This is a genomic window from Mesorhizobium sp. RCAM 06353 (assembly GCF_059683585.1).
Genome location: NZ_CM185031.1, coordinates 1,888,375 through 1,911,136, shown reverse-complemented (window position 1 = coordinate 1,911,136; position 22,762 = coordinate 1,888,375). Strand labels below are relative to the sequence as shown.

26 protein-coding genes are annotated in these 22,762 nt (G+C 63.6%); 12 read left to right on the top strand and 14 right to left on the bottom strand.

Annotated features, from left to right (window positions below; genetic code table 11):
- Positions 1 to 3: 3 nt before the first annotated feature.
- The 4 genes from AC56QX_RS08965 to AC56QX_RS08950 all read right to left on the bottom strand — a co-directional run bounded on the left by AC56QX_RS08965 (position 4) and on the right by AC56QX_RS08950 (position 2,348).
- The gene (locus AC56QX_RS08965) at positions 4 to 378 is read right to left on the bottom strand and encodes a nuclear transport factor 2 family protein (protein ID WP_497115325.1); all 375 of its coding nucleotides are present in this window, start codon (positions 376 to 378) and stop codon (positions 4 to 6) included.
- A 23-nt stretch (positions 379 to 401) separates the two neighbouring features.
- Entirely contained in the window at positions 402 to 728 is a 327-nt protein-coding gene (locus AC56QX_RS08960) for an ArsR/SmtB family transcription factor (RefSeq protein WP_497115323.1), read from the bottom strand.
- 5 nt (positions 729 to 733) lie between these two features.
- Positions 734 to 1,390: a glutathione S-transferase family protein gene (locus AC56QX_RS08955; RefSeq protein ID WP_497115321.1), complete on the bottom strand. Its 657-nt coding sequence runs from the start codon at positions 1,388 to 1,390 to the stop codon at positions 734 to 736.
- 121 nt (positions 1,391 to 1,511) lie between these two features.
- On the bottom strand, positions 1,512 to 2,348 hold the full coding sequence (locus tag AC56QX_RS08950; RefSeq protein ID WP_497115319.1) for an alpha/beta fold hydrolase: 837 nt from the start codon (positions 2,346 to 2,348) through the stop codon (positions 1,512 to 1,514).
- Between the two features lie 94 nt (positions 2,349 to 2,442).
- Here AC56QX_RS08950 and AC56QX_RS08945 point away from each other — a divergent pair, with 94 nt between their 5' ends.
- From AC56QX_RS08945 to AC56QX_RS08935, 3 genes are all read left to right on the top strand, one after another.
- Positions 2,443 to 2,964 carry a winged helix-turn-helix transcriptional regulator gene (locus AC56QX_RS08945; RefSeq protein ID WP_497115317.1) on the top strand — a complete coding sequence of 174 codons (522 nt, stop codon included), beginning with the start codon at positions 2,443 to 2,445 and terminating at the stop codon, positions 2,962 to 2,964.
- A 76-nt stretch (positions 2,965 to 3,040) separates the two neighbouring features.
- Entirely contained in the window at positions 3,041 to 3,274 is a 234-nt protein-coding gene (locus AC56QX_RS08940) for a hypothetical protein (RefSeq protein WP_477440916.1), read from the top strand.
- A 166-nt stretch (positions 3,275 to 3,440) separates the two neighbouring features.
- Positions 3,441 to 3,872 carry a GlcG/HbpS family heme-binding protein gene (locus AC56QX_RS08935; RefSeq protein ID WP_497115315.1) on the top strand — a complete coding sequence of 144 codons (432 nt, stop codon included), beginning with the start codon at positions 3,441 to 3,443 and terminating at the stop codon, positions 3,870 to 3,872.
- A gap of 9 nt (positions 3,873 to 3,881) precedes the next feature.
- Here AC56QX_RS08935 and AC56QX_RS08930 read toward each other — a convergent pair whose 3' ends face one another.
- From AC56QX_RS08930 to AC56QX_RS08920, 3 genes are all read right to left on the bottom strand, one after another.
- Positions 3,882 to 4,283, bottom strand: coding sequence for a hypothetical protein (locus tag AC56QX_RS08930; RefSeq protein WP_095201239.1), 402 nt, complete (start codon positions 4,281 to 4,283; stop codon positions 3,882 to 3,884).
- A gap of 242 nt (positions 4,284 to 4,525) precedes the next feature.
- A complete protein-coding gene (gene rpmF, locus AC56QX_RS08925) occupies positions 4,526 to 4,708 on the bottom strand; it encodes a 50S ribosomal protein L32 (RefSeq protein ID WP_008834724.1) in 183 nt (60 codons plus the stop codon).
- Between the two features lie 140 nt (positions 4,709 to 4,848).
- Positions 4,849 to 5,610 carry a biosynthetic peptidoglycan transglycosylase gene (locus AC56QX_RS08920; protein WP_497117716.1) on the bottom strand — a complete coding sequence of 254 codons (762 nt, stop codon included), beginning with the start codon at positions 5,608 to 5,610 and terminating at the stop codon, positions 4,849 to 4,851.
- 78 nt (positions 5,611 to 5,688) lie between these two features.
- On the opposite strand from AC56QX_RS08920, the gene AC56QX_RS08915 reads away from it, so the two are divergent.
- Positions 5,689 to 6,606 (top strand): polyprenyl synthetase family protein, encoded by a 918-nt coding sequence (locus AC56QX_RS08915; RefSeq protein WP_497115313.1) that lies wholly within the window; start codon positions 5,689 to 5,691, stop codon positions 6,604 to 6,606.
- 40 nt (positions 6,607 to 6,646) lie between these two features.
- Here the strand turns inward: AC56QX_RS08915 and AC56QX_RS08910 are convergent, their stop codons facing one another.
- Positions 6,647 to 7,570, bottom strand: a complete 924-nt coding sequence (locus AC56QX_RS08910; RefSeq protein ID WP_497115311.1) for an SMP-30/gluconolactonase/LRE family protein — start codon at positions 7,568 to 7,570, stop codon at positions 6,647 to 6,649.
- A 132-nt stretch (positions 7,571 to 7,702) separates the two neighbouring features.
- On the opposite strand from AC56QX_RS08910, the gene AC56QX_RS08905 reads away from it, so the two are divergent.
- From AC56QX_RS08905 to AC56QX_RS08895, 3 genes are read left to right on the top strand one after another with little or no spacing between them, the layout of a single operon-like run.
- Positions 7,703 to 9,196 carry a sugar ABC transporter ATP-binding protein gene (locus tag AC56QX_RS08905; RefSeq protein ID WP_497115310.1) on the top strand — a complete coding sequence of 498 codons (1,494 nt, stop codon included), beginning with the start codon at positions 7,703 to 7,705 and terminating at the stop codon, positions 9,194 to 9,196.
- A 9-nt stretch (positions 9,197 to 9,205) separates the two neighbouring features.
- Positions 9,206 to 10,273 (top strand): ABC transporter permease, encoded by a 1,068-nt coding sequence (locus AC56QX_RS08900; RefSeq protein ID WP_497115309.1) that lies wholly within the window; start codon positions 9,206 to 9,208, stop codon positions 10,271 to 10,273.
- Positions 10,274 to 10,286: 13 nt separating this feature from the next.
- Positions 10,287 to 11,384, top strand: a complete 1,098-nt coding sequence (locus AC56QX_RS08895; protein ID WP_497115307.1) for an ABC transporter substrate-binding protein — start codon at positions 10,287 to 10,289, stop codon at positions 11,382 to 11,384.
- An 81-nt stretch (positions 11,385 to 11,465) separates the two neighbouring features.
- On the opposite strand, the gene AC56QX_RS08890 is transcribed toward AC56QX_RS08895, so the two are convergent.
- The 3 genes from AC56QX_RS08890 to AC56QX_RS08880 form a co-directional block, all read right to left on the bottom strand.
- Positions 11,466 to 12,485, bottom strand: a complete 1,020-nt coding sequence (locus tag AC56QX_RS08890) for a LacI family DNA-binding transcriptional regulator (RefSeq protein WP_497115306.1) — start codon at positions 12,483 to 12,485, stop codon at positions 11,466 to 11,468.
- Between the two features lie 48 nt (positions 12,486 to 12,533).
- Positions 12,534 to 13,568, bottom strand: coding sequence for an L-idonate 5-dehydrogenase (locus AC56QX_RS08885; protein ID WP_497115305.1), 1,035 nt, complete (start codon positions 13,566 to 13,568; stop codon positions 12,534 to 12,536).
- Between the two features lie 72 nt (positions 13,569 to 13,640).
- A complete protein-coding gene (locus AC56QX_RS08880) occupies positions 13,641 to 14,588 on the bottom strand; it encodes a 2-hydroxyacid dehydrogenase (RefSeq protein ID WP_497115304.1) in 948 nt (315 codons plus the stop codon).
- Between the two features lie 78 nt (positions 14,589 to 14,666).
- Here AC56QX_RS08880 and AC56QX_RS08875 point away from each other — a divergent pair, with 78 nt between their 5' ends.
- From AC56QX_RS08875 to AC56QX_RS08855, 5 genes are all read left to right on the top strand, one after another.
- Entirely contained in the window at positions 14,667 to 15,422 is a 756-nt protein-coding gene (locus AC56QX_RS08875; protein ID WP_497115302.1) for an SDR family oxidoreductase, read from the top strand.
- Positions 15,391 to 15,927 carry a gluconokinase gene (locus AC56QX_RS08870; RefSeq protein WP_497115301.1) on the top strand — a complete coding sequence of 179 codons (537 nt, stop codon included), beginning with the start codon at positions 15,391 to 15,393 and terminating at the stop codon, positions 15,925 to 15,927. The genes AC56QX_RS08875 and AC56QX_RS08870 overlap by 32 nt, the downstream gene beginning before the upstream one ends.
- Positions 15,924 to 16,814 carry an NAD(P)-dependent oxidoreductase gene (locus tag AC56QX_RS08865; RefSeq protein WP_497115300.1) on the top strand — a complete coding sequence of 297 codons (891 nt, stop codon included), beginning with the start codon at positions 15,924 to 15,926 and terminating at the stop codon, positions 16,812 to 16,814. Before AC56QX_RS08870 ends, AC56QX_RS08865 begins: the two co-directional genes overlap by 4 nt.
- Positions 16,811 to 17,152 carry a hypothetical protein gene (locus AC56QX_RS08860; RefSeq protein ID WP_497115299.1) on the top strand — a complete coding sequence of 114 codons (342 nt, stop codon included), beginning with the start codon at positions 16,811 to 16,813 and terminating at the stop codon, positions 17,150 to 17,152. The genes AC56QX_RS08865 and AC56QX_RS08860 overlap by 4 nt, the downstream gene beginning before the upstream one ends.
- A gap of 139 nt (positions 17,153 to 17,291) precedes the next feature.
- Positions 17,292 to 19,631, top strand: coding sequence for a response regulator (locus AC56QX_RS08855; protein ID WP_497115298.1), 2,340 nt, complete (start codon positions 17,292 to 17,294; stop codon positions 19,629 to 19,631).
- 24 nt (positions 19,632 to 19,655) lie between these two features.
- On the opposite strand, the gene AC56QX_RS08850 is transcribed toward AC56QX_RS08855, so the two are convergent.
- The 3 genes from AC56QX_RS08850 to AC56QX_RS08840 form a co-directional block, all read right to left on the bottom strand.
- Positions 19,656 to 20,393 (bottom strand): class I SAM-dependent methyltransferase, encoded by a 738-nt coding sequence (locus AC56QX_RS08850; RefSeq protein WP_497115297.1) that lies wholly within the window; start codon positions 20,391 to 20,393, stop codon positions 19,656 to 19,658.
- A gap of 91 nt (positions 20,394 to 20,484) precedes the next feature.
- Positions 20,485 to 21,615 carry a sterol desaturase family protein gene (locus AC56QX_RS08845; RefSeq protein ID WP_475456428.1) on the bottom strand — a complete coding sequence of 377 codons (1,131 nt, stop codon included), beginning with the start codon at positions 21,613 to 21,615 and terminating at the stop codon, positions 20,485 to 20,487.
- Between the two features lie 291 nt (positions 21,616 to 21,906).
- Positions 21,907 to 22,761, bottom strand: coding sequence for a transglycosylase SLT domain-containing protein (locus tag AC56QX_RS08840; RefSeq protein ID WP_497115295.1), 855 nt, complete (start codon positions 22,759 to 22,761; stop codon positions 21,907 to 21,909).
- Position 22,762: the final 1 nt, after the last annotated feature.

Genomic DNA, 22,762 nt, shown 5'->3' with positions numbered 1-22,762 from the left:
TGGTCAGCTTGATTGGTTCGGTGGGATGAAGGCACCGTCGCGATAGGCAGCGCCGAAATAGACCTCGACGCTGCGCAGGCGGTCGTCGCGAAACGCGTGCAGCTCTGTGTTGCGGAAGGTCTTTCCCTCTACCGTTTCACAGCGGTAGAGAACAAAAGCGGCGTCCCCGTCTTCGCAGATCCGCTCGATGGTGATCGACTTGAAAGCGGGACTGTCCGGCCAGCAACGCGCGAAATAGGTCGCGCGGTCGATGGCATCGTCATAGGGGCTGGTGAACGTGAAGTCATCCGCCAGCATCGTCGCGGCAACACCGCGCTCATTTGCCTGATAGGCGGCAAAATAGCGGCGAATCAACTGCGCCCTGTTTTTGGCAGCCATGGTCGTTCTCCCTGTTGTTCAGCTCATTCGCTCTCGGCGAGAAAATCGCCGAGCCGGTCCAGCCGGCGCTCCCAGACGAGACGCCGCTCGTTGATCCAGTGTTCTGCCGCTCTCAAGGCCTTCGGCTCGATCTGGCAGGTGCGCACCCGGCCCAGTTTTTCCGAGCGCACCAGGCCGCTCGCCTCCAGCACATTGAGATGCTGGACGACGCCCGACAGCGACATCGCCAGCGGCTCTGCCAGTTGGCTGACCGAGGCGGGGCCGCGCGACAGCCGGTCGACCATCTGCCGCCGCGCCGGATCGGCAAGCGCCTGAAACATCAGGTCGAGCTGGGCGGGATCGTGCAGCATCGCGGTCAGCCGTTATTGTAGGGAAAGAACTTGAAGTAGGGTTGCGCCTCCTCGATCACCCTGGCGAAAGCAGGGCGCTGCAGCAGCCGGTCGTGATAGCGTTTCACGGCTGGATATTTGTCGCCGAACGGCTCGACCTTGTTGGCGTAGAAGAGCGCGGGAGACGCCGCGCAATCGGCCATGGTGAAGGCGTCGCCCACCGCCCAAATCCTCGACTGCATCTCCTGTTCGATGATGCCGTAGGAATTGCGCAGCTGGCCGCGCGCCTGCTCGACGCCGAACGGATCGGTCTTCTCCAGAGGGCGCAACCGGTCGCCGACGATCTTCTGCATCGGCTCCTGCACATAGAAATCATAGAAGCGATCGGCCTGGCGGACCGCCAGCGCCAGGTCGACGCCGGCGGGCACGAGGTCGACCGGCCCCGGATAGTGCGCGGCCAGATATTCCACGACGATGGTCGATTCCAGCACCGTGCGGTCGCGCGCATCGTCGCGCAGCGCCGGCATCTTGCCGGTCGGCGATATCTTCAGGAAGGCCGCCCGCGAGTGTTCGTCGCCGAGATCGACGATGACCGGGTTGAAGGCGATGGCGTTCTCGTAGAGCGCGATCAGCGGCTTCCAGCAGAAGGAGGCCAGCGGATGGAAATACAGGGTCAGAGACATTCTGTGCTCGTCTGTTTCTGGTTCATCGATGGGCGGGTGCTGTGCGTCGCCAAAGTCAACACTGAAGCATTTACTTAACTATTGCGATAGGCCTAGTCCGTCAAGACCGACCGGCGAGGACTTAATTGGACCTGATATGCGCGACCATGGCGGCTTCCAGCGCCGGCCAGTCTTGCGGATGCAACTCGTGGCCGCCGCCCTCAATGCGAAGGAGTTTCGCGCCGGCGACCGTCTTGGCCAGCATCTCGCCGTGTTCGACCGGAAAGATCGGATCTGATGTGCCATGGATGACCAGCAATTGCGCTTTCATCTCGCGCAGCCGGCCCTTCCATTCATCACCACCCTTGAGCGAAAAATGATTGGTTGCGCTCTGGAACCCACCGGAGCGGTCGTAGTCCTGTTCGATGAAGGCTCTTATCCCAGCCTCATCGAACGGATGCGCGGTGCTGGCGATCGCCCTGGCATCCCTGACCATGAAATCGATCACCTGGCGGCGGTCCGCCCAGTCGACATCACCGCCCTCGGCCGAATGTTTGATATAGGCGTCAGTCGTCTGCGGCAGATGCGAGGTGTCCGTCCCCACCGGTGAACTGCTGACCACGGTCAGCGACACGACGCGGGAAGGATGCTTGAGCGCCACGAGTTGCGCGATCATCCCACCCATCGACATGCCGGCGACATGCGCGTTGCCGATACCATGGCTGTCGAGCACACCGATCGCATCGTCCGCCATGTCGTCGAATGTGTAGGGCGGCATGCCCGGCGGATATTTGGTCGAGCGGCCGGTATCGCGATTGTCGTAGCGGATCACGTACAGGCCGGCATCCGCCAACTCGCGGCAAAATGCCTCCGGCCACCACAGCATCGAAGCCATCGCGCCCATGATCAGCAGCAGCGGGGGATTTTCCGGGTCGCCGAAAGCTTCGGATATGATCTCGGGCCGATTGATCGCGGTCATCGCAGTGCCTCCTTATCTGATTGCATTTTGCAATCGGTTGCACCATAATAAAACTGATACGATAATGCAACTGGTTTTGTGTGGAGAGAATCGAATGAGCCTCGATCGCCGGTCCGGCTGTCCGATCAACCTGTCGTTGGAAGTGTTCGGCGACCGCTGGAGCCTGATCATCCTCCGCGACATGATTTTCGGCGGCAGGCGCCATTTCCGCGAGCTGCTCAACGGATCGATGGAAGGCATTGCCTCCAACATCCTTGCCGACCGGCTGAAACGCCTGATGGAATTGGGCATGCTGACCAAGGCCGACGATCCCTCACACAAGCAGAAGGCGATCTACAGCCTGACCGAGATGGCCATCACGCTGGTGCCGATCCTGGCCCATCTCGGCGCCTGGGGCCGGGTCTGGCTGCCGACCAGCGAGGAACTCTCGATCCGAGCCGAACTCCTGGAAAAGGGCGGGCCGCCAATGTGGGAGAAATTCATGGACGAGTTGCGCCATGAGCATCTGGGTACGCCGCTCGATACGGCATCTGGCCCGTCTGTCCGCGCGACCCTGCGGGCCGCCTATGAGGCCGTGGTCGCCAGCAAGGCTCTCAGCGCCAGCCCGGCTGCGTAAACAACTATTTTCCCCGTTGAGAGGCCGGCTCTGCTAGAAGAAACGGAAACCACAATTCACGGGATTGGATAAGGTCTTGGTTGAGAACTCTCGGGATGCTGCCCGCGCGCGCGCAGATCTGCGCTTCAAGAAGCAGGAAGAAGCGGCGACCGTCCGCCAGAAGGCAATGGCGGAATATGCCGCCGAGAGCGACGCCCGCAAGGCCAAGACCGACAAGCTGCGGGCGCTCCGCCTCGCCAAGGAAGCCGACGACCTTGCCAACGCGCCAGCAGTGCCCGCCAAGAAGCCTGCCCGCGCAAAGAAGAAATAACGCGCCGCTCTGCGGTAACCCGAGTTGCTCGCCTGTCGCCGTTCAACGGCGCCATCCAGACAACCGTCCTTCATCCCACCGCTTCACAAGAAGCAATTTCAACCGAAACCGGGATTGCTTCGGCCGGCCGGCCGCCGATGATTGCCTCTTTCAACAGGAGATTGCCATGACCGCACTGCCGCTCGAGAAAGCCAGGCAAATCATCGATGCTGCCTTCGCCAAGGGCGCCGATCTCAAGCTCAAGCCGCTGGGCGTCTCGGTGCTCGACGCCGGCGGCCATCTGGTCGCCTTCCAGCGCCAGGACGGCGCCTCGTTCCTGCGCCCGCAAATGTCGGCGGGCAAGGCCTATGGCGCGCTGGCCATCGGCATGGGCTCGCGCAAGGTCGAGGCCTTCGCCAAGGAGCGCCCGCATCTGGTCGCCGGCATTTCCGACGTGTCGGGCGGACGTGTGCTGCCGGTGGTCGGCGGCGTGCTGATCCGCGACAAGGCCGGCACCGTCATCGGCGCCGTCGGCATATCAGGCGACACCTCGGACAATGACGAGGCTGCGGCCATCGCCGGCATCGAGGCCGCCGGCTTCACCGCCGATCCTGGCTGAGCCCCTAGTCTAGTTGACGTTGATGTCCCGGCTCGCCGACCGCATCGACACCGCGAACCCGGCCAGCACATCGAACAGCGCGATGATCATCAGCGTGAAGAAGATGGAATGCGCCGCGCCCTTGACCAGCAGGAACTCGACCAGGAAAGCGACGAAGACCAGCGTCGACAGGAGATGGTCCATGATCGAGGCGCTGGTCGTGCGCGCCGACTTCACCATTTCGAGGAACAGGAAGATTAGCCCGATCAGGATCATCAGGTCGCCGAGCGTCATCGAGAACACCCCGCCCGACATCATGCGGAACGAGAAGATCTCGCTCGCCCACGGATCATCACCGCCGCCGAAAATTCCGAGCAGGCCGAGATTGTAGAGAATGAAAGGCACGATCAAAAGCGGGACGGCACCGAACATCTGGCGTCTCCATATGGGGGCACCTTCTGTAGAATGCGCCACAGCCACGGCGTCAAGATTTTTCGTAAAAAGCCGCCAACACGGTCGAAGACCGGATGCAACAACCACGTCAGCCGGTTGTCCGGATTACATTGGCCTCGGCTCGGCATTTTGCCCGGCTTGGTCAACCTCTGAGTGCCAAACGCAGAAAGACCGGCCAGAGGCCGGTCTTTCTGTAACTCAAACCCCGGGAAAAGCTGGTCTCAGCTTTCCTTGGGGGTCAGCACCTGGCGACCGCGATACATGCCGGTCTTCAGGTCGATGTGATGCGGGCGGCGCATTTCGCCGGAATTCTTGTCCTCGACATAGGTCGGGGCCTTGAGGGCGTCGGCCGAGCGGCGCATGCCGCGCTTGGACGGAGAAGTTTTGCGTTTCGGAACGGCCATGGATATGCTCCACTACATGGTCAAAAGCCCCGCTCGCCCTCGTGAAAGGGCCATGTCGGGGCCTAAATCTGAGAAAGTCGGGTGCCTATACACGCCCTGTGCCGTTTTGGCCAGCGCTACCATGAACTTTTTTGAGTTGGCTAGTCGAGACATCCGACATAGGCGCCGGAACGTCCGGCCCTGCGCTCGATCAGATTGGCGAGCCGTCTCAGCCCTGGGCCGGGTTTTGCCGGATTGCGGGCGATCGGATTGGGCAGGGTAACGGCGAGCAACGCGGCCTGCCGTCTGGACAACTGCTTTGCCGAAATGCCAAAATGATGCTGTGCCGCGGCCTCGATGCCATAGATGCCCGGCCCCCATTCGGCGATGTTGAGATAGATTTCCATAATGCGGCGTTTCGACATCACCGCGTCGAAGTAGACCGCCAGCGGCAGTTCGACGACCTTGCGCACGGTCCCCAGCGGCCGCGACCAGAGAAAAAGGTTCTTCACCGTCTGCATGGTGATGGTCGAGGCACCGCGCGTCGCCTCGCCGGCCAGCGCGTCATCGACGACGCCACGCAATTCGCCGAGATCGACGCCGCGGTGGAAGCAGAATTGCCCATCCTCCGACATGATGACCGAATGGGCCAGCACCGGCGCGACATCATCGATCGATACCCAGCGCCGGTCATAGCCGGAGAATGTCGCCAGGTCTTTCAGCATCAGCGTCGACACCGGATGCACGAAGGACGGCAGGTAAAGAAAGGTCAGCACTGTCGGGATCAGAGCCAGCACGGCGGCCACGACAATGCCGCGCCGGACCCAGCGCCTGAGACTGCGGCGGTTCACGCCGCGCGATCTCGTCGCCATGTCCAGCTTTTCGGTTTCATGATCGACGATCGGTTCCGCCAAGCCGCCCAACCCGTACATCTGCCTGCTCCGGCATAATGGCGCTTGCCTTCTTGCGCAACGTCTGAGTGTCGGCTACCGCTCCCGGCCATGACGAATGACGACGAAATGGCGTTCGAAATGGCGCTCATCCGGCGGGCGGCGGCCGTCGAGGTGCTGCTGCGGCGGTTGCTCGACGATCGCCCGCTTTCGGGCGAGATCGCCCGGCCCGATCGGCTGATGGCGGCGATGCGCCACGGCGTGCTGAACGGCGGCAAGCGCCTGCGCCCCTTCTTGGTCATGGAAGGTGCGGCCCTGTTTTCCGCCGATGGCGAAGCCGCGTTGCGCGTCGCGGCGGCACTCGAATGCGTGCACTGCTATTCGCTGATCCATGACGATTTGCCGGCGATGGACGACGACGATCTGCGCCGCGGCCAGCCGACCGTGCACAAGGCTTTCGACGAAGCGACCGCCATCCTGGCCGGTGATGCCTTGCTGACGCTCGCCTTCGACATCATCGCCGGCGAGGCGACCGTGCTGCCGGCGGAGCGGCGGGCTGCTCTGGTGCTGGCGCTTGCCCGTGCTGCCGGCGCCGGCGGCATGGTCGGTGGCCAGAAGCTCGACCTCGAAGCCGAGCAGACGCCGCCAGACGAGGCCGGCATCATAAGGTTGCAGGCGATGAAGACCGGCGCGCTGATCCGCTTCGCCTGCGAGGCCGGCGCCATCATCGCCGGCGCTCCCGCTGATGATCGCGAAAGGCTGGCCGAGTTCGGCTCGGCGATCGGCCTTGCCTTCCAGCTTGCCGACGACCTGCTCGACCTGACGGCGGACGCCGGCCAGATGGGCAAGGCGACCGGCAAGGACGCCGCCGCTGGCAAGGGAACGCTGGTGGCGCTGCACGGCGCGAATTGGGCGCGCAGCCAATTGCATGGCCTTGTTGAGCAAGCGCATGCGCTGCTCGACCCCTATGGCGACAAGGCGGCGCTGCTGAAGGAAGCCGCCACATTTGTCGCGACACGCAACAGCTGAGTTTTTGGTTCGAACAGCCGGCCTGGCAGGGCAGGCAGGTTTACCCCCGCCCCGCGGCATTCGCCACGACGAAGACCGAATAGAGCGACTGCCGTGCCGTGATGAACAGGCGGTTGCGCTTCGGTCCGCCGAAGGTCAGGTTCGCCACCGTCTCCGGAATGCGGATCTTGCCGATCAGCGTGCCGTCGGGGTCGAAGCAATGGACGCCGTCTCCGGCACCTGCCCATACGCGGCCTGACATATCCACCCTGAACCCGTCGAACAGGCCGGCCGTGCAGGGGGCGAAGACGCCGAGTTCTTTCAATGAGGCGCCCTCAACGGCGAACTTGCGGATGTGTCTCGGCCCGTCCTTCTGGTGTGTGACACCGCTGTCGCCGACATAGAGGATGGTCTCGTCCGGTGAAAAGGCGAGGCCGTTGGGCTTCGCCATCGTCGAGACGACGCGTGTCACTGCGCCCGTTGCAGGGTCGGCGCGGTAGACGTGGCAGCCCTCGATCTCCTGCTCGGCGCGGTCGCCCTCATAGTCGGTCGCGATGCCGTAGGGTGGATCGGAAAACCACACTGTGCCGTCCGAGCGCACCACCACGTCGTTTGGCGAATTCAGCCGCTTGCCCTCGAAGCGGTCGGCGATCACCGTGATCGATCCGTCATGCTCGGTACGCGTGACCCGTCGCGCCCGGTGCTCGCAGGTGACCAGCCGCCCTTCAGTGTCGACTGTGTTGCCATTGGCATTGCTGGACGGCGCGCGGAAGACCGAGACCACGCCGTTGGTGTCGTCGTATCGCATGATACGGTCATTCGGGATGTCCGAGAAAACCAGATACCGGCCGGCCGCGAACCAAGCCGGTCCCTCCAGCCAGCGCCCGCCCGTCCACAGCCGCTCGACCGCCACATGGCCGACGAAACAGCTCTCGAAACGCTCATCGAGAACCTCGAAGCCTGCGCCCTCTATGTCTCCGAACATGCCTTGTCCTCCATGAAACCGGCCTATCGTTAGCCTTCGCGGCGCGCCATTTTCAAGACTTGACCTGCAAAAATGTTAGCGATAACATCCATGCCAATTCAGTCCGTTTGTTTTGGCTTGGGAGGGCCATAGATGCGGCCCAAGCTCATCGAATTCATCGACATCTCCAAGCGCTTCGGCGGCACCCTGGCGTTGAAGTCGGTCTCGCTCGACATCCACGAGGGCGAGATCGTGGCGCTGCTGGGCGAGAACGGCGCCGGCAAATCGACTCTCATCAAGACGCTCGCCGGCATCTACAAGCGCGACCAGGGAACGATCCGCTTTCGCGGTGAGGACTATCAGCACCGCCCGCCCCGGCCCAACCAGCCGCAGAAGGTCGCCTTCATCCATCAGGATCTCGGCCTCATCGAATGGATGACGGTGGCCGAGAATGTCGGCATGGCGCAAGGCTTCTCGCGCCGCTCGGGCCTCATCGACTGGCGCGACACCGAGCGTCGCGCCGAGAGCGCCCTGGCCCTGGTCGGCTGCGCCTTCGATCCGGCGACGCGCGTCCAGGATCTTTCGCGCACCGAGAAGTCGCTGGTGGCCATCGCCCGCGCGCTCGCTACCGAAGCCGACGTGCTGGTGCTCGACGAGCCGACGGCAAGCTTGCCCGCGGATGAGGTCGAACGCCTGTTCCAGGCGCTGCGACCGTTGCGCGAGCGCGGCGTCGGCATGATCTATGTCTCGCACCGCCTGGACGAAGTGTTCCGCATCGCCGACCGGGTCGCCGTGATGCGGGACGGCCGCATGGTGGCGGTCAAGCCGGTCGCCGAGACGACGCCGCAGGAACTGGTCGATCTCATCGTCGGCCGCCCGGCGCACCAGATGTTCGCCAAGTCGCGCTGGCAGGACGGACCCGAGCGGCTGAAAGTCGAGGGCCTGTGCTGCGGCAGTGTCGGACCGGTCCACTTCGAGGCGCGGTCCGGCGAACTTCTGGGACTGGTTGGCCTGCGTGGTGCTGGACAGGAGGCCGTCGGCCGCGCGCTGTTCGGCGCCGACCCTTTCGACGGCACTGTATTACTCGACGGCAAACGCCTCGACCTGTCCTCGGTTGGTGCAGCCCTTGCCGCCGGCGTCGGTCTGATCGCGCGCGACCGCACCGAGGAGTCGGTAGCGCTGTCGCTGTCCGTGCGCGAAAACATGTATCTCAACCCGTCCGCCGTCGGCCGCGGGCTTTTCTCCTTCATGACGCCGGCGCGAGAGAGCGAGCTGACGCAGGAGCTCGGCGCGCGGCTCGGGCTGCGGCCCAACGATCCGCATCTGCCGATCGAGGCGCTCTCCGGCGGCAACCAGCAGAAGGTGGTCGTCGGCCGCTGGCTGGCGACAGGACGCAAGCTGCTGATCGCCGAGGATCCGACGGCGGGTGTCGATGTCGGCGCCAAGGCCGAAATCTACCGGCTGATCGCAGCGGCCGTCGAAGCCGGGCTGGCGGTCGTCGTCGTCTCCACGGATTTCGAGGAGGTCGCCCATATCTGCCATCGCGCCCTTGTCTTTTCGCACAACCGCATCGTGCACGAACTGGCGGGCGATGCCTTGACGACGACGGCGCTTATCCATGCCGCCTCCGTGTCCGAAGCCGCCTGAGGAGTATCCATGAACTCGATCAAATCGACGGCGCTGGAGCCGACCCGCTCGGAACTCTCCGGGCTCAGCTTTGGCCAGAAGGCGGCGCGCTACCTGCCGGTCTACGGCCTGCCGATCCTGACGCTGCTGCTCATCCTGCTGTTCTCGCTGCTCCTGCCGCGCACCTTCCCGACGCTGCTCAATTTGCGTTCCATCGTCTCCGACAAGGCGATCATTGCACTCCTGTCGCTGGCGGCGATGATCCCCATGGCTTCGGGCCGGATCGACCTGACGGTCGGCTACGGCATCGTGCTGTGGCATATCCTAGCCATCAGCCTGCAGACCGCCTTCGGCATCCCCTGGCCGATCGCGGTGCTGATCGTCCTGATGCTCGGCGTCGTCACCGGCTTCATCAACGGCCTGCTGGTCGAGGTGGCGCGCATCGATTCCTTCATCGCCACGCTCGGCACCGGCACCGTGCTCTATGCACTCGCCATGTGGTACACGGGCGGCCGCCAGGTCGTCGGCGTGCTTCCCGAAGGCTTCCTCGCCCTCAACGGGACGATGCTGTTCGGCCTGCCGATCACTGGCTACTACGTCATCGTCCTGGCGCTGGCGATGTGGCTAGTGCTCGAATACATGCCGATCGGCCGCTACCTCTACGCCATCGGCGCCAATCCCAAGGCCGCCGCGCTCAACGGCATACCGGTGCAGAAATTCGTCATGGGCGCCTTCGTCGCCTCCGGCGCGCTGACGGCGCTTGGCGGCGTGCTGCTCGCCTCGAAGCTACGCATCGGCCAAGCCAGCGTCGGCCTCGAATATCTGCTGCCGGCGCTGGTCGGCGCCTTCCTCGGATCGACCACCATCAAGCCCGGCCGCGTCAATGTCTGGGGCACGATCATCGGCGTCGTCATCCTCGCCGCCGGCATTTCCGGCATCCAGCAGTTCGGCGGCTCGTTCTGGGTCGAGCCACTCTTCAACGGCGTCACCCTGCTCGTCGCCATCGGCATTGCCGGCTACGCGCAGCGCCGTCGCGGCGCGGTTGTGCCGCCTCCAGCAGCCACCAGCCAACCAACAAAGACAAACGACAATGCTTAATGGGAGAAGAAACATGCATCGCAGAACAGTCCTTCAGCTCGGCGTCGCCTGCCTGGCGCTTGGCATTGCCTCGAACGCGCGGGCCGACCCGATGGCCGACGCCAAGGCGGTGGTCGACAAATATGCCAGCAAGGTCGACAAATGGGATGGCCCGACGACCGGACCGAAAGGCGCGGCCGGCAAGACGATTGTGGTGCTTGGCGCCGATATGAAGAACGGCGGCATCCTTGGCGTCACCAAGGGCGTCGAGGAAGCGGCGGCGGCCCTTGGCTGGACCGTCAAGACACTTGACGGCGCCGGCTCCATCGGCGGCCGCACGGCGGCCTTCGGCCAGGCGCTGGCGCTCAATCCCGACGGCATTATCATCAACGGCTTCGATGCCGTGGAGCAGAAACCGGCTATGGAGCAGGCCAGGGCGGCCAAGATTCCGATGGCGGCATGGCATGCCGCGCCGACGGTTGGCCCGATCGACGATCTCGGCATCATCGCCAACGTCTCGACCGATCCGATGGAAGTATCGAAGGCTGCCGCTGACTGGGCTTTTGTCGACGCCAAGGGCAAGCCCGGCGTCATCATCTTCACCGACTCGACCTACCAGATCGCCATCGCCAAGGCCGACCGCATGAAGAAGGAAATCGAGGATCTCGGCGGCAAGGTGCTCGAATATGTCGACACGCCGATCGCCGAAACCTCGCAGCGTATGCCGCAGCTCACCACCTCGCTGCTGCAGAAATACGGCGACCAGTGGACTCACTCATTGGCGATCAACGATCTCTATTTCGACTTCATGGGACCGTCGCTGGCGGCGGCCGGAAAGTCGGGCACCGACGCGCCGATCAACGTGGCGGCGGGCGACGGTTCCGAATCGGCCTACCAGCGCATCCGCTCCGGCCAGTTCCAGAAGGTGACGGTTGCCGAACCGCTGAACCTGCAGGGCTGGCAGCTCGTCGATGAGCTCAACCGCGCCATGGCCGGCGAGAAATGGTCGGGCTACATCTCGCCGCTGCATGTTGTGACATCGGACAATGTCGAATTCGACGGCGGGCCGGACAACCGGTTCGATCCGGGCAACGGCTACCGCGACCAGTACAAAAAGATCTGGGGCAAATAGGCGTCGACGAGTACCTCTGCCAACGAGCAGGACGGTCAGCGGCCGGCGGTTAACCCGCCGGCCGTTCTGTTTCGCCCAGGCTCAGGCCGTATGACGCGCGATCACCTTCGGCGTCATGCCGACGACCACCCGGTCGTCAGGCGCCCGGCGCCCGTTGAGCAGGTCGAGCACGAGTTCGGCGACACGGATGCCGATCTCATGCGCCTCGACATCGATCGTGGTGATCGACGGCACCGACTGCTCGGCGAGGTCATAAGCGCCGAAGCCGGCGATCGCGACATCCTCGGGGACGCGGATGCCGCGCCGCAGGCATTCCATAAGCGCACCGAAAGCGGAAAGATCCGACACACACATCACCGCCTGCGTGTCCGGCCAGCGCGAAATCATCTCGACCATGGCGGTGGCGCCCTCGCGCATCGATATCGGCGGCACGCCGGAAGCGATAATGCGCGAGGCGTCGAGGCCACGGTCCTGCAGTGCCGCGACGAAGCCGCGGCGGCGATCGAGGCCACGCGTGTCGCGCGATGTGTCACCGCCGATGAAGCCGAGCCTCGAATAGCCCCGCGCGACGAAATGATCGACCATCAGCCGTCCGGCCTCGGCGTTGGAAAAGCCGACGACGTGACCGATCGGATCGGCCGGCAGGTCCCAGGTCTCCACCACCGGGACGCCGGCATTCTCCAGCATCTTGCGGCAGCGCGGCGTGTGCCGTCCGCCGGTGACGATGATCGCCTCCGGCCGCCGCCGCAGCAACTGGCCGACAAGGCGCTCTTCCTCCTCGACATTGTAGTCGGTGAAGCCGAGCAGGATCTCCAGCCCGCTGTCACGCAAGCCCTCGGTCATGCCGCGCACCGTGTCGGCGAAATTGGCGTTGTTGATCGAAGGTATTGTCACCGCGACAAAACCGGACCGGCGCGACGACAGGTTGGCGGCGATGCTGTCGAAGACATAGCCGAGTTCGTCCGCGGCCCGTATGATACGGTCGCGCGTGTCTGCGCTGACCGAGGTATCGCGCTTGAAAGCGCGCGACACGGTCATCGTCGAGACGTTCGCGCGACTGGCGACATCGGCCATGGTCGGGCGTTTTGGCGAAGGCTGCATGCCCGTACGTTATCGATATCACGACGGAATGCAACGCACCGCCGTGGCTTACGCGAAAGCGATCTGAACTTTCATCGCCTGGCTGCGGTCGTTGGCGATTTCGAAGCCGGACAGCGCCTCGGCGAATGCCACGGTGTGGGTGATCAGAGGCTTTACGTCGATGAGCCCCTTGCGCATCAACTCGACGCCCACGGCGAATTCCGGATGGAAGCGGAACGACCCGTTGATGGACAGTTCCTTGGCAGTGACCACCGACATCGGCAATGCCATCTCGGCACCACCAAGGCCGAGCTGAACGATCGTGCCGCGCGGCCGCAGCGCCGCGATGCCCAGCGCCAGCGCTGCGGCGGCTCCTGAACATTCATAGAGGATGTCGAACGTCCCCTTGTCGGCGAAATATGGCGCCAGCCCATCCGGATCGGTTCGTGTGTTGATCGTGCCGTCGGCGCCGGCACGCTTTGCCATGGACAGGGTAAAATCAGTGATGTCGACGGCGACGATCTCGGCGGCTCCGGCGCGCCGCGCGCAGAGGATCGACAACAGGCCGATCGGCCCGCAGCCAGTCACCAGCACACGCTTGCCCAGCATCTCGCCGGCCCGGCGCGTCGCGTGGAGACAGACCGCCAGCGGCTCGGCCATCGCTGCTTCGGCAGCACTCAACCCATCCGCCGGCACACATTGCGGCGCGTCCGCCACCAGCATTTCGCGGAACGCGCCCTGTATGTGCGGGAATGGCATGGCGCTGCCGTAGAAGCGCATGTTGAGGCACTGGTTGTGCATCCCTTCCCGGCAGTACCGGCAACTGTAACAGGGCCGCGACGGCGAGACCGCGACCAGCTGGCCGGGCTGCAGCCCGTCGACGCCGGGACCGACCTTCTCGATGACCCCGGAGACCTCATGGCCGAGGATCATCGGCTCCTTCAGCCGCACCGTGCCGAAGCCGCCGTGATTGTAGTAATGCAGGTCACTGCCGCAGATGCCGCCGGTGGCCAGACGCAGCAACAGCTGACCCTGGCCCGGCGCCTCGACCGGCCGCTCCTCGATGCGAAGGTCCCTAGCGGCGTGGATGACAATCGACTTCATGGTGGCGAACTCCTCGAGCAATTCCAGGAAAAGTGTGTGACGGTTTTCTGTTCGGAATTGCGGCAAACAAATCTAGAGCACGGGCGTGAGCAGCGGCTGGCCGGCAAAATGGGCGGCAAGGTTGTCGCGCAGAAGCTTGCCCATGGCCTTGCGCGTTTCGAAGGTGCCGGACGCATGGTGCGGCTGCAGCAGCACATTGTCGAGCGCCAGGAAGCGCGGATTGAGCTTCGGTTCGCCTTCGAAGACGTCGAGTGCGGCGCAACCGAGTGTCTTCTTCTCGAGCGCGTCGAGCAGCGCATCCTCATCGATGTTGGAAGCGCGCGAAATGTTGATCAGCATGCCTTCCGGCCCGAGTGCCGCCACCACATCCTTGTTGACGATGTGGCGCGTCGCGGGCGACGCCGCAAGCGTCACGAAGAGGAAATCCGAACGGCTGGCCAGCGCGACCGGATCGGCGACGAACGCCCAGTTCGACGCGAAATCCTTCGGCGTGGGGCTCGAATAGGCAATGTCCATGCCGAAGCCGGCGAGGCGTTTGGCCACCTCATGGCCAATGCGGCCGAGGCCGAGCACGCCGGCCCGCCGGCCCCAGACGCGGCGCTGCAGCGGGTACAGCCCCTTGGCCGCCCAGCTGCCGTCGCTCACCCAGCGCTCCGCCCCTATCATGCCGCGCGACAGGGTGAGCATCATGGCGATCCCGAGATCGGCGACATCGCCGGTCAGCACATCGGGCGTGTTGGTCACACGCACGCCGCGCTCCCGGCACGCCGCGATATCGACCGCGTCGAAACCGACACCATAGACGCTGATGACCTCGAGCGAAGGACAGGCCGCAATCATGGCCCGGCTGGCGCCGAGTTCGCCGCGTGTGGCGATGGCGCGTATCCGCGGCCCGACCTCGGCGAGAAAGGACGGCTTGTCGCCCGCGTCGAAATAGCGGTGGACAATGAAGGCCTGATTGAGTGGCTCCTCGTCCCACGCTGGATAAGGTCCAACCTGAAGGATGTGAGGCCGCTGCATCGGTTTTCGCTCCAACTGACTTGACAACAATGTTATCGATAACATAACAACATTCAACGACGAGAGGCAATCGGGAAAATGTCGTCCACACTGTTCGATCTCACCGGGCGCACGGCGCTCGTTACCGGCTCCTCCCAGGGCATCGGCTTTGCGTTGGCCAGGGGACTGGCCGAAGCCGGCGCCAAAGTGGTCCTCAATGGCCGCGACGGGGCAAAGCTCGCCGAGGCTGCGGCGCGGATACAAGGGGCGCGAACACTCGCCTTCGACGCCACCGACCATGACGCGGTCCGCTCCGCCATCGACGGCTTCGAGCTGTCCGGCGGGCCGATCGACATACTGGTGAACAATGCCGGCATGCAGTTCCGCACGCCGCTCGAGGACTTTCCCGCCGATGCGTTCGAGCGCCTGCTGCAGACCAATGTCGCCAGCGTCTTTCATGTCGGCCAGGCGGTCGGGCGCCACATGATCAGACGCGGCCGCGGCAAGATCATCAACATCGCCAGCGTGCAGACCGCACTCGCCCGCCCGGGCATCGCGCCTTACACGGCAACGAAAGGCGCGGTCGGCAACCTGACCAAGGGCATGGCGACGGACTGGGCCAAACACGGACTGCAGTGCAACGCCATCGCACCTGGCTATTTCGACACGCCGCTCAATGCGGCATTGGTCGCCGACCCGGCATTCAGCGGATGGCTCGAAAAGCGCACGCCGGCCGGCCGCTGGGGCAAGGTCGAAGAACTGGTCGGGGCCTGTGTCTTCCTCGCCTCCGACGCGTCGTCCTTTGTCAACGGGCACATCCTCTATGTCGATGGCGGTATCACAGCGTCGATCTGATCCGTCGCGCCGCATGGTCATCATGGGCGTCGCCGGTTCGGGCAAGACAACGATCGGCGAGGCGCTCGCCGACGCGATCGGTGCGAAATACGTCGACGGCGACCAACTGCATCCCGACGCCAACATCGCCAAGATGAGCGCCGGCACCCCGCTTGCCGACGCCGACCGGTGGCCTTGGCTGGCCAGGGTCGGCGAAACCCTGAGGTCAGGCACAGGTCCCGTCATCGTCGGCTGCTCGGCGCTGAAGCGCGCCTATCGCGATTTCATCGCCGAACGGGCCGGAGCACCGGTCCTGTTCATCTATCTCGACGGTTCGCGCGAACTGATTTCCCGGCGCATGCGCGAGCGCACCGGCCACTTCATGCCGACAAGCCTGCTCGACAGCCAGTTCGCGACATTGGAGGTGCCGGGAAAGGACGAGAACGCGATCGCCATAGCGATTGACGCGCCGCTCGACCGGATTGTTGCCGACATAACAGCCAAGATCGGGGTTCCACCGTCATGACCAAGACCATCGCATTGATCGGCGCCGGCGCCATGGGCGGGGCGATCGGCGAGCGTCTGCTCGCCACCGGCAATCGCCTGTTGGTATTCGATCTCGACAAAGCCAAGGTGGAGGCGTTGCTCGCCAAAGGCGCCGCGGCCGCGGTGAGTGCGGCCGAGGCCGCCGGCGCCGCCGACTGTGTCATCCTCAGCCTCAACTCAGCGGCGATTGTGCGCCGCGCGGTGTTCGGCGAGGGCGGCGTCGCTGCCGGTGCGAAGCCCGGCACGTTGATCATAGACATGTCGTCCATCGACCCCGACGCGACACGCCAACTGGCAGCCGACGCAAGCGAGAAGGGGCTGCGCTGGGTCGACAGTCCGCTCTCCGGCGGCGCGCCGAAGGCGCTGACTGGCGAATTGACGCTGATGGCCGGCGGCGAGGCACAAGACGTCGCCGATGCGCACGAGGTGCTGCGCCACGTCGCGACCAACTACACCCATATGGGGCCGGCCGGTGCCGGCCAGACGACCAAGCTGGTCAACCAGGTGCTGTGCGCGCTGAATTTCATGGCCGTAGCGGAAGCGACGCGGCTGGCGATCGACGCCGGCGTCGACGTGCTCAAGATCCCGCAGGCACTGAAAGGCGGCCGCGCCGACAGTGCCATCCTGCAGGAATATTTGCCCCGTTTCGCCACGCGCGACTACCGGCGCACGGGTCGCATCGACAACATGGTCAAGGATCTCAACGCCGCGCAGGATCTGGCGCGGCGCACGCACACGGCGATGCCGCTGACGGCCGTCTGCGCCGAAATACACCGGTTGCTGACGGCGGCCGGGCTGGGCGGCGAGGATCAGGCCGCATTGATGGAATTCTTCCAACGCAACAACGACCAGGAGAACGCGACATGATCACGCGCTATGCGCTGTTTGAAGGCAAGGTGAAGGACGGCGAGACCACGGCATTCCGTCAGGCCGTCCTCGACACCGTCCTGCCAAAGTGGAAGGCGTTTCCCGGCGCGCTCGACGTGCGCGTCAGCTTCGCCGAAAAGCGTGACGACGGCGCGCCGGAGTTCCCGTTGATCCTGGCGATCAACTACCGCGACATGGCGGCCGTCGACGCGGCCCTTGCCAGCCCCGTCCGCGCTGAATCGCGCGCCGCGACCGAGGCGGTTCTGGCCAGATACTTCGAGGGCCGCATCCACCATCACGTCACGATCGCCAATGAGTTCCCTCTGGTCGGAGGGTAGTGGGGCAATCTATCCGGGTTTCCGGCCGCGGCCCGCTTCCAGGCGGGCCATGTCATCGGACATGCGCGCGAACGAAATCTTAATGTAAATGAAGCGTAATCCCGACCATTAAAATAATGCGTATGTGTTGGGGTTGCGCATGCCGGAATATTCTTCCTTCATCCGGTTTGTCCGGATTCGCTATCTTTCAGGATTGCTGATTTTCGCGCTGGCTTCCACGGCCGTCATGGTTGCGCTCAACCGTGTCAATTCCTTCCGTCATGAGATCGATGCGCTGAGCAGCAACCTCGTCGTCTTCACCCGCGACCTGCGCAACGCGACCAGCTTTGCCGAGACAACCGGCTCCGCCTGGCGCAACGAAACGCGCGATGCGCTGACCGCCTCGGCGCGCGACCATTCCGAACGCCTGACCGGCGAGATCGATACGCTGACCGCCCAGTTCGCCGCGATACGCTCACGGCTGTCGGCCAGGACCATCAACGAACTCGAAACCGCCTCGGTCAACGGCGACCTGTTCTGGTCGGCGCATGACATGGTGCGCAATTTCAACCTGATGTCGGTGGCGCAGAAGGCCGATGAATGGAGCTATCGGGAAATCCGCAATCAGAACGACCTGTTCGTCCAACCGATGCTGGTCCGCTTCCGCACCGCCATGGACGACGAGCGCCATTTGGCCGATGCCTCCAGCGACCGGTTGCTGCTGTGGGCGAGCGGCCTGTTGTTCGCTGTCCTGGCCATCGTCGCCTTCTGGGTCTTCCGACCGATGGAACAGGCGATCCGCCGCGCCTTTGCCCAATCGGCCGAATCCCTGTTCAAGGCCGAGGCCGCCGACCGCGCCAAGTCCGAATTCTTGGCCAATATGAGCCACGAGATCCGCACGCCGATGAACGGCGTGCTCGGCATGGCCGAACTCCTGGCCAAGACCGAATTGACCCCACGCCAGAAGACCTTCACCGACGTCATCGTCAAATCGGGCAATGCGCTGCTCACCATCATCAACGACATCCTCGATTTCTCCAAGATCAATGCCGGCCAACTCACCCTGGACCCTGCCCCTTTCCGCCTCACCGAAGCGGTCGAGGATGTGGCGACGCTGGTCTCGGCACGCGTCGCCGAAAAGAACCTCGAACTGATCGTGCGTGTCGATCCGCGCCTGCCGGCCCATGTCGTCGGCGACGCCGGCCGCTTCCGGCAGATCGTCACCAATCTGGTCGGCAATGCGGTGAAGTTCACCGAGAAGGGCCATGTGCTGATCGATGTCGGCGGCGAAACCGTCAATGACGTCGTCCAGCTCAAGCTGCGGGTCGAGGACACCGGCATCGGCATCCCGGCCGAGAAATTGCAGAACGTGTTCGAGAAATTCGCGCAGGTCGATGGCTCCTCGACACGCCGCCACGAAGGCACCGGCCTTGGGCTTGCCATCGCCGCCCGCCTCGTTGATTTGATGGCCGGTAAAATCGGTGTCGAGAGCGAGATCGGGCGAGGCTCCGTCTTCTGGTTCGGAGTGCCGCTGCCCGTGCACCATGCCGAGGCTCGCGATGCGATCGTGCCGGTCGACGTCACCGGAGCGCGCGTGCTGGTCATCGACGACAATCCGGTCAACCGCGAGATCCTGCTCGAGCAGCTCAGGAGTTGGAGCTTCGACTGCGCTGCCGCTGAAAGCGGCGCCATGGGGCTGGCCTTCCTTGATCGCGCCTGCCAGTTGGGCGCCAGCGTCGACTGCATCATCCTCGACTACCAGATGCCCGGCATGAACGGCGCCGATGTTGCCAGGGCGATCGCCGCCGACAGCCGGCTGTCGGCCATCCCGATCGTCATCCTGACCTCGGTCGACCAGGTCGATTTCGGCAAGATGATCATCGACTTCGGCATATCGGCCCATCTGACCAAGCCGGCGCGCTCGGCGGTCCTGCTCGGCACGGTCATCTCGGTCATCCAGAAGGCCCGCTCACAAGTCGGCAAAGCGCATTTCGTCCGCGAGCCGGTCCAGCCGATGCCGCAGCCGGTTCCACCTGCCTTCACCGTCATCCGTGGTCCCGCAATACCGATCGCGACAGCACTGGAATCGACCACCACGCCGAACGGCCCGATCGACATCCTCATCGCCGAGGACAATGACGTGAACCAGCTGGTGTTCGGCCAGATCCTCAATGGTCTGGGCCTGAGCTACCGCATCGCCGGCAATGGCCGCACGGCGGTCGAGATGTACCGGTCGCTGCATCCGAAACTGATCCTGATGGATGTCTCGATGCCGGAGATGAATGGCTACGAGGCAACTCGAGCCATCCGGGCGATCGAGGCCTCGTCGGGCGGTCACATCCCGGTCATCGGCGTCACCGCGCATGCGCTGAAGGGCGATCGCGACAAGTGCATCGAGGCCGGCATGGACGACTATCTGCCCAAGCCGGTTTCGCCCGATCGCCTCGGCGCCAAGATCGGCACGTGGCTCAGCGAAACGGTGGTGGCCAAGACGGCGTGAGGTGGGTGAGGTCGGGCTGCCGGATCAGCGCAGCCGGCCGATCGGGATGATTTCCGGCGAAGTGGCGACATAGGGTTCGCCCTGCCAGTTGCCGAACCATTGCTCGACCAGCAGGCCGGCCCCGGCGAGCAGCCCGGCAAGATCTTCCTTTGCCGGGAACGCGATCTTCGATTCTGCGCTCAGAACCGCGTTGCCACCTGGAATTTCATAGAACGTCGAATAGGTGACGATGCCGGTCACGATATCGCACTGAACGTCGTTCCAGGATTTCACCGCGCCAAGGTTGGGATGCAACACGATCCTTTTGGATCGCTGAGGTGTCCATTCCAGCCACTCCTTCGCGACAGGATTACGGCTGTCGAAAATGAAGCGACCATCCGCTGCAAGATGCTCGGCGATGGTGCGCAGCACAGCTGATTGATCCTCGGCTGTCAGAAACACCTGGAAGGCATGGCCGGTCAGCAGCACGAGATCGAAGCGCCGGCCGAGCCGAACGGTTCGCGCATCTCCCTCAACCCAATCGACTTTGTCTCCATCAGGCCTGCCGCGCGCGACATCGAGCATCGGCGATGCCGGATCGACGCCGGTGACTCTGCGGCCTTGGCTGAGCGCTGCAGCCAACTGCCCGGTGCCGCAGCCGAGATCAAGGACCGAGCGGGCATTGCCGGCGAAACCGACACAGTAATTGAAATCGTCGCCGCCTGTGTTCTCGATGTCATAGAACTGGACGAGGTCGGGGTCGCTGTAGAGAAGATCGGTCATGGCGGTCGCCTATAGCCGAAATTCCCGCTGGATGCGACGGGGCGTGCTGGAGATGGAGCTGCTCGCCGTTTCCGCGAAACCTGTGAACGCCTCAGCCGCGCCGGAAGGGATAGAGGAATTGCCGCCAATATCCTTTCGGCACGGGATGGCCGTGAATGCCATAACCCTTCGGCCACCGTCCCTCAGGCAGATGGTAGGTGCCGAACAGCCGGTCGAGCAGCGGGAAGTGGATGGCGAAGTTGACGTCGATCGCCTCTTTCTCCAGGCCGTGATGCCAATGATGATAGCGCGGCGACACCAGCAATTTTTCGGCCGGGCCAAAACTGGTTCCGATGTTGGAATGGATAAACGACGAATAGACATAGACGATCAGGATATAGGTCTGGATCGCTGATTCATCGAACCCCAGCACGAACATCGGCGTGGCGGTCAGGCTGCGCAGCACGATGATTTCCAGGAAATGCATTCGCGCGCCGGCAATCCAGTCCATCGACTTGGCTGAATGATGCACGGCATGGAAATTCCACAGAAAGGGAATGCGATGGAAGGCCCTGTGCACCCAATATTGGGCAAGATCCGTCAGGAACATCACCGCCACCAACTGCACCAGCCAAGGCAGGTCGTGGACCCAGGCGCGCACCGAACCAAGCCCGCCCTGCGCATTGACCAGATTGGACGGCGCGAGCGTCAGGTAGGTCAATATCTGCACCAGCAGCGACGAGACCAGATAGTAAAACAGGTCTTCGCGCCATTCGTCGCGGAACACCGTCTGGTCCTTGTTGCGGGCGAGAATGCGTTCGAGCGGAACGAACAGCACGCCCATGAAGAGCGCGTTCAGAATGAAGAAATCGAGGCCGAAGAAGACGCCGTCAATCTGCAGCTGATGACGGACCGGAAGCATGCCGAGCAGCGATGCCAGCAGCACGGTGAACATCGCCGCCGCGCCGAGCGTCTTTTCCCTGCGCAGCATCATGCTCAGTATGGCCAGGATATAGCCGGAGATGAGCACGAAATAGAGGACCGGCTTGAAGAACAGCATCTGATGGATAGGCGCCAGATCCGGCATCGAGGTCAGCGACGGGTAGCGCAACACGATGACCATCAGCAGGCCAGTGACGCCGGCAAGCAAAGCGATCGAGCCGGACAACCAGCCGGAACCGAATGGCCGCTTGGAGCGCGGCGTTTCGAGTTCGCCGACAATCTTTTTAAGGAAGTTTGCCATCGGCATGATGCCCCTGCGTTAAAGACCCCGAATACAACCCGTTTTATAAAATCTGATTCTGTTCTTGCTATAACAGAACTCTTTAAGATTTGATCGAAACCGCCCTGATCGGTCGCTTTTTGCTGCAACATCAGCGATTGGCTGTTGACGTTGTTGACGAAAGCAGTGGCCGCAGCAAAAGATGCCGGGCGCTACGACAGGGATTTTTGCTGGATCTGGCGTATCCGAGCGGCGTGAGCCAGCGGGTGCCGAATTCGAGAACCCCCTCAGACCATCCGGCTCCGAATCGGACTACCGGTTGCGTACCACCACGCAGGCCCCGCCGACGCTTTGCAATTTCTGGCAGATGACATTGGCGGCGGCACGATCATCGATCCCGATCCTGACTGCGTAGATACCGCGCCGGCCGATCGGCGTGCGCACCCGGCTCACCACCGGATCATGGCCGGCGAGCAGAGCCGGAAAGCGGCTCCTCACCCGCAACCACTGGCTGATCGCGGCACTGCGGCGGAAATTGCCGGCCACCTGGATGCCCCATGGTTTGACATTGATCGAGGCCATCGCCACGGTCTGCGACATGATCACCGGCAGTTTGCGGCAGGCGACGGCAAAATCCGTCTTGGCGTCGAGCGGCTCGATTTTTCCGGCATAGGCGGAGTCGGTGAACTTGTCGACCGGCTCGCCCATGATGTCGAAGACATAGCTCTCGGTCTCCATCGGCAGGAAGCCGCCCGATCCCAGCCAGCGCGACACCCGGCTTTCGCCGGCATTGTAGGCGGCCGCCGCCAGGCCAAGATTGCCATAGCTGGTTTTCATTTCGGCGAGATACTTCGCCGAGGCCGGGATCGCCTGGTTGATGTCGAAGGAATTTTCGAGCCCCCGCATCTTGGCGGTGCCCGGCATGAACTGGGCGATGCCTTCGGCACCGACGGGGCTGACGGCGTTAGGGTCGAAACGGCTTTCCTTCCAGATCAGCCTTGCGAAGAAATCCCTGGGCAGTCCGTTCTGGTCGGCATGGGCCTGGATCAGGTTGCAGACCTTGTCGATCAGCCGCTGCTTGGCCGATTGCGGCGGATCGGCCTCGGCAAGAGTCGACCAGGCCATACCGCACAAGACAATCAGCGCCGCCCAGAGGAAACGCTGCATC

What these genes read in the sequence shown, in the direction of transcription:
- AC56QX_RS08900 (WP_497115309.1), top strand. Translation starts at nt 9,206, where the DNA reads ATGAACTCGATCAAATCGACGGCGCTGGAGCCGACCCGCTCGGAACTC.
- AC56QX_RS08860 (WP_497115299.1), top strand. Translation starts at nt 16,811, where the DNA reads ATGATCACGCGCTATGCGCTGTTTGAAGGCAAGGTGAAGGACGGCGAG.
- AC56QX_RS08915 (WP_497115313.1), top strand. Translation starts at nt 5,689, where the DNA reads ATGACGAATGACGACGAAATGGCGTTCGAAATGGCGCTCATCCGGCGG.
- AC56QX_RS08855 (WP_497115298.1), top strand. Translation starts at nt 17,292, where the DNA reads ATGCCGGAATATTCTTCCTTCATCCGGTTTGTCCGGATTCGCTATCTT.
- AC56QX_RS08905 (WP_497115310.1), top strand. Translation starts at nt 7,703, where the DNA reads ATGCGGCCCAAGCTCATCGAATTCATCGACATCTCCAAGCGCTTCGGC.
- AC56QX_RS08950 (WP_497115319.1), bottom strand. Translation starts at nt 2,348, where the DNA reads ATGACCGCGATCAATCGGCCCGAGATCATATCCGAAGCTTTCGGCGAC.
- AC56QX_RS08870 (WP_497115301.1), top strand. Translation starts at nt 15,391, where the DNA reads ATGTCGATGGCGGTATCACAGCGTCGATCTGATCCGTCGCGCCGCATG.
- AC56QX_RS08890 (WP_497115306.1), bottom strand. Translation starts at nt 12,485, where the DNA reads ATGCAGCCTTCGCCAAAACGCCCGACCATGGCCGATGTCGCCAGTCGC.
- AC56QX_RS08845 (WP_475456428.1), bottom strand. Translation starts at nt 21,615, where the DNA reads ATGGCAAACTTCCTTAAAAAGATTGTCGGCGAACTCGAAACGCCGCGC.
- AC56QX_RS08945 (WP_497115317.1), top strand. Translation starts at nt 2,443, where the DNA reads ATGAGCCTCGATCGCCGGTCCGGCTGTCCGATCAACCTGTCGTTGGAA.
- AC56QX_RS08930 (WP_095201239.1), bottom strand. Translation starts at nt 4,283, where the DNA reads ATGTTCGGTGCCGTCCCGCTTTTGATCGTGCCTTTCATTCTCTACAAT.
- AC56QX_RS08850 (WP_497115297.1), bottom strand. Translation starts at nt 20,393, where the DNA reads ATGACCGATCTTCTCTACAGCGACCCCGACCTCGTCCAGTTCTATGAC.
- AC56QX_RS08865 (WP_497115300.1), top strand. Translation starts at nt 15,924, where the DNA reads ATGACCAAGACCATCGCATTGATCGGCGCCGGCGCCATGGGCGGGGCG.
- AC56QX_RS08895 (WP_497115307.1), top strand. Translation starts at nt 10,287, where the DNA reads ATGCATCGCAGAACAGTCCTTCAGCTCGGCGTCGCCTGCCTGGCGCTT.
- AC56QX_RS08885 (WP_497115305.1), bottom strand. Translation starts at nt 13,568, where the DNA reads ATGAAGTCGATTGTCATCCACGCCGCTAGGGACCTTCGCATCGAGGAG.
- rpmF (WP_008834724.1), bottom strand. Translation starts at nt 4,708, where the DNA reads ATGGCCGTTCCGAAACGCAAAACTTCTCCGTCCAAGCGCGGCATGCGC.
- AC56QX_RS08875 (WP_497115302.1), top strand. Translation starts at nt 14,667, where the DNA reads ATGTCGTCCACACTGTTCGATCTCACCGGGCGCACGGCGCTCGTTACC.
- AC56QX_RS08935 (WP_497115315.1), top strand. Translation starts at nt 3,441, where the DNA reads ATGACCGCACTGCCGCTCGAGAAAGCCAGGCAAATCATCGATGCTGCC.
- AC56QX_RS08880 (WP_497115304.1), bottom strand. Translation starts at nt 14,588, where the DNA reads ATGCAGCGGCCTCACATCCTTCAGGTTGGACCTTATCCAGCGTGGGAC.
- AC56QX_RS08840 (WP_497115295.1), bottom strand. Translation starts at nt 22,761, where the DNA reads ATGCAGCGTTTCCTCTGGGCGGCGCTGATTGTCTTGTGCGGTATGGCC.
- AC56QX_RS08910 (WP_497115311.1), bottom strand. Translation starts at nt 7,570, where the DNA reads ATGTTCGGAGACATAGAGGGCGCAGGCTTCGAGGTTCTCGATGAGCGT.
- AC56QX_RS08955 (WP_497115321.1), bottom strand. Translation starts at nt 1,390, where the DNA reads ATGTCTCTGACCCTGTATTTCCATCCGCTGGCCTCCTTCTGCTGGAAG.
- AC56QX_RS08965 (WP_497115325.1), bottom strand. Translation starts at nt 378, where the DNA reads ATGGCTGCCAAAAACAGGGCGCAGTTGATTCGCCGCTATTTTGCCGCC.
- AC56QX_RS08960 (WP_497115323.1), bottom strand. Translation starts at nt 728, where the DNA reads ATGCTGCACGATCCCGCCCAGCTCGACCTGATGTTTCAGGCGCTTGCC.